This is a genomic window from Caulobacter sp. SSI4214 (genome assembly GCF_012184455.1).
Classification (GTDB): Bacteria; Pseudomonadota; Alphaproteobacteria; order Caulobacterales; family Caulobacteraceae; genus Caulobacter; species Caulobacter vibrioides_E.
Window position 1 is genome coordinate 1 of the sequence record NZ_SZWJ01000159.1, and the last position, 3,961, is coordinate 3,961.

The 3,961-nt window shown below is 68.7% G+C and carries 4 protein-coding genes; 1 reads left to right on the forward strand and 3 read right to left on the reverse strand.

Annotation, left to right across the window (positions count from 1 at the left end; genetic code table 11):
- The coding region (locus tag FCU40_RS22675) for an ammonium transporter (protein ID WP_168078058.1) at positions 1 to 1,372 on the forward strand (1,372 nt) is incomplete at its 5' end.
- A 117-nt stretch (positions 1,373 to 1,489) separates the two neighbouring features.
- Here FCU40_RS22675 and FCU40_RS22680 read toward each other — a convergent pair.
- The 3 genes from FCU40_RS22680 to FCU40_RS22690 form a co-directional block, all read right to left on the reverse strand.
- On the reverse strand, positions 1,490 to 2,125 hold the full coding sequence (locus FCU40_RS22680) for a peptidylprolyl isomerase (protein WP_168078060.1): 636 nt from the start codon (positions 2,123 to 2,125) through the stop codon (positions 1,490 to 1,492).
- 10 nt (positions 2,126 to 2,135) lie between these two features.
- On the reverse strand, positions 2,136 to 3,008 hold the full coding sequence (locus FCU40_RS22685; RefSeq protein WP_168078062.1) for a 4-(cytidine 5'-diphospho)-2-C-methyl-D-erythritol kinase: 873 nt from the start codon (positions 3,006 to 3,008) through the stop codon (positions 2,136 to 2,138).
- Positions 3,009 to 3,050: 42 nt separating this feature from the next.
- A partial coding sequence (locus FCU40_RS22690; RefSeq protein ID WP_168078064.1) for a tetratricopeptide repeat protein occupies positions 3,051 to 3,961 on the reverse strand: 911 nt, incomplete at its 5' end.

The following is a 3,961-nucleotide window of genomic DNA, read 5'->3' on the forward strand; positions in this document are numbered from 1 at the left end:
CCTGAACGCCCCGAAGGCCGCGCCGACCATCACCGACAAGGTCGACAAGGGCGACAACGCCTGGATGCTGGTCTCGACCCTGCTGGTCCTCCTGATGATCATCCCGGGCCTGGCCCTGTTCTACGGCGGCCTGGTGCGCACCAAGAACATGCTGTCGGTCATGATGCAGGTCTCGACCGTCGGCATCATCGGCATCCTGGCCTGGGCGCTGTGGGGCTACAGCCTGGCGTTCTCGGACGGCGGCAGCTGGGACACCTTCGTCGGCGGCTTCAGCCGTCTGTTCCTGAAGGGCGTGACCCCGTCGAGCAACGTCGCCACCTTCTCGACCGGCGTCGTCATCCCCGAATTCACCTATATCGCGTTCCAGTCGACCTTCGCGGCCATCACCGCCGCCCTGGTCGTCGGCTCGTTGGTCGAACGCTTCAAGTTCTCGGCCATGGTGGTCTTCGCCGTCCTGTGGCCGCTGCTGTCGTACTATCCGATCGCCCACATGGTCTGGTGGTGGCCTGGCCCCGACGCCATCGCCCTGAACCCGACCGTGACGCCGAAGGGCGGCCTGTCGTGGGGCTTCGGCGCGCTGGACTTCGCCGGCGGCACCGTCGTTCACATCAACGCCGGCATCGCGGCTCTGGTCGGCGCCCTGATCCTGGGCAAGCGCCAGGGTTACGGCAAGGAACCGATGCCCCCGCACTCGCTGACCCTGACCCTGGTGGGCGCCGGCCTGCTGTGGGTGGGCTGGTTCGGCTTCAACGCCGGCTCGAACCTGGAAGCCTCGGGCGGCGCCTCGCTGGCCATGATCAACACCTTCCTGGCCACCGCCGCCGCCGGCCTGTCATGGATCGTCGTCGAATGGGCCACCCGCGGTAAGCCTTCGGCCCTTGGCCTGGCGTCGGGCCTGGTCGCCGGCCTCGTCGCCGTCACCCCGGCCGCCGGCTATGCCGGCCCGATGGGCTCGATCCTGCTGGGCCTGGTCGTCTCGCCGGTCTGCATCTTCTTCTGCTCGGTCGTGAAGAACGCCTTCAAGTATGACGACAGCCTGGACGCCTTCGGCATCCACGGCATCGGCGGCATCGTCGGCGCCCTGGGCACCGGCCTGCTGGTCAATCCGAAGTGGGGCGGCGCTGGCGTCGTCGACTACACGACCTGCGGCAAGGACGGCGACCTGCTGACCTGCGACAATGGCGCCTACGACCTGGTCACCCAGATGATGGCCCAGATCAAGGCCGTCGGCGTGACCATCATCTGGTCGCTGGTCGCCTCGGCCATCGTCTTCTTCGTGATCAAGCTGATCATGGGCATCCGCGCCTCGGCCGAGGCCGAAGAAGAAGGCCTGGACATCTCGGAACACGGCGAACGCGCCTATCACAGCTAAGGCTGGCGCTGAGTCGAAGGGGCGAAGGGCGCGGAGAGCGATCTCCGCGCCCTTTCTCTTTTTGCTCCGTCATCGCGAACGAAAGACAGGCCGACACATGGAAAGGCGCCGAACGATCTAGATCCGCCGCGCTGTCACGATCGGCACGACCGGGTCCAGCATCTGGCCTTCCATCACCGGATTGGTCGCCTTGCCCGGCGTGGGCAGGTTCAGGATCTTGTGCACGACCTCCATGCCCTTGATCACCTGACCGAAGGCCGCGAAGCCCAGATTGTCGCCCTCGGCCGCCGGATTGGCGTCCAGATACGGCGCCTCGCCGACGCAGACGAAGAAGTCGCTGTCGCCGGTGCCGGGCGCGCGCCGGGCCAGGGACACCGTGCCGTCGACATGGCGCAGACCGGTTTGGGTAGTCGGCTCGTGCGCCACCGGCGGGAGCACCTTGGCCGGGTCGCTCTGCAGCCCGCCCTCGATCAGGCCGTAGTCGACCGGGCTCTTGGACTTGGCCGACCGCCAGAACGACGCGCCGTCATAGAGCTTCTTGTCGACGTACTGCAGGAAATTGGCCGTGGTCAGCGGCGCCTGCCGCGCCTTTAAGGCGATGACGATAGGACCGAGGCTGGTCTCAAGACTGACCAGGATGTCGCCTGGCCCCGGAACGACCGGCGCCGGCGCCAGATTCAGGATCTGGGCTTCGGCCAGCCCCGGCGCGGCGACCAGGCCTCCCAGGCCGGCGAGCAGGTCTCGACGCTTCATGCGGGGCTCCTCAGCTCAAGCGGCAGCGCCGCACCCACCAGTCGGGTCGCAGGACCGCCAGCCGCTCGGCCAGGGTCTCGGCCTCGATGTCGCCGGCGCATAGCGCGAAACAGGTCGCGCCCGAACCCGACATGCGGACCAGCAGACTTTCGGGCTCCGCGCTCAGAACGTCCAGCGCTTCGCTAATGCGCGGTTCCAGCGCGACCGCCGGCGCCTGCAGGTCGTTGCGGGTGGCGACGGCCAGCCAACCGGCGGTCTCCTCGGCGGTTTCCAGACTGGCGGGCAGGAATGGAAGCGCCGCGCCCTCGGGATGCACGGCCGCGTCATAGGCGCGATAAACGCCCCCTGTCGGCGATGGAACGCCCGGATTGACCAGCACCGCGTGCAGTTCGGGCAACTCTGGCGCTGGCGACAGGATCTCCCCTCGCCCCTCGGCCAGCAGGGCCGTGGCTCGCAGACACGCCGCGCCGTCGGCGCCGAGGCTGGCGGCCAGCGGCTCGAGATCCTCGTCGGACAGCGCGGGGGCCAGCGCGTCGCGCAGCAGCTTCAACGCCGCGCCCGCGTCGCTTGAGCCTCCGCCCAGCCCCGCGGCGATCGGCAAGTGCTTGTCCAGGATCAGTCGATACGGCGGAATCGGCCCGCCCAGCCTGGCGTGAAAGGCGCGCGCGGCGCGAACCACGAGATTATCGGCGTCGGACGGAATCGCCGCGCCGAACGGCCCCGAGGTCTCGAAGCCCGGGGCGTCGCTCGGCTGGATCGCCACCCGGTCCCCGACGTCCGCGAAGACCATCAGGCTGCTGATCGGATGGTAGCCCTCGGCGTCCGGCGCGCCCACGTGCAGGAACAGATTGACCTTGGCCGGGGCGAAGGCGGAAAGCCGCATGATCTCTCACTCGAGCCTGGGATAGGACAACCGCCCGATAGCTCAGTTGTGCGCCATCGTCGATGTCGTCGCCGGCCCGGCGGCCGCCAGACCGTTCTTCAGCTTGGCCTCGGCCTCGGTCTTCTGCTTTTCGTCCGGCTCCAGGGTCAGGACACGCCGCCACTGGTACTGCGCCTCGGTCTTGCGGCCGACGCGCCAATAGGCGTCGCCCAGGTGGCCATTGACGTCGGGATCGCCCGGTTCCAACTCGACCGCGCCCTCCAGCTTCTCGACGGCGGCCTTGTAGTCGCCGAGGCGATAATAGGCCCAGCCCAGCGAATCTAGCATCGCGCCCGACTGCGGCCGCGCCAGCACGGCGCGCTGGACCATGACCAGGGCCTCGGGCACGTGCTCGTTGCGATCGATCCAGGTATAGCCGAGGAAGTTCAGCAGTTCGGGCTCGTCGGGATTGAGCTCCAAGGCCTTCTTCAGATCGCGCTCGGCCTCCGGCCAGCGACCGGCCTGATCCAGGGCCACCGCGCGCAGATAGAACAGCCGCCAGTCCGGGCTGGCCGTCTCGCGGGCGATCAGCGGGTCCAGCACCGCCACCGACTCGCTCCACTGGCTGTTGGCGCGCAAAAGGTCGGCCAGGGCCACCTGAGCGTCACGGTCGTCGGGCGCGGCCTTGGCGGCGGCGCGCGCCACCTCCAGGGCCTTGGCCTTGTCGCCCTGGTCGTTCCAGGCCCAGGCGATCTTGCTCTGGGCCGAGGCATAGTGCGGCGCGCCAGGCGGCACGTGGCCATAGGCCTCGATCGCGCCCCTCGAGTCCTGGTTCTGGTTCAGGAGGTCGCCGACCAGCACCCAGGCCTCGTCGCGATTGGGATCCAGGCGCAGGGCCAGGCGCAGATAGGCCAGCGCGAATTGGGTCTGACGCTCTCCGGCGAAGGTGGCGGCGCAGGCCACCAGCCCCTCCG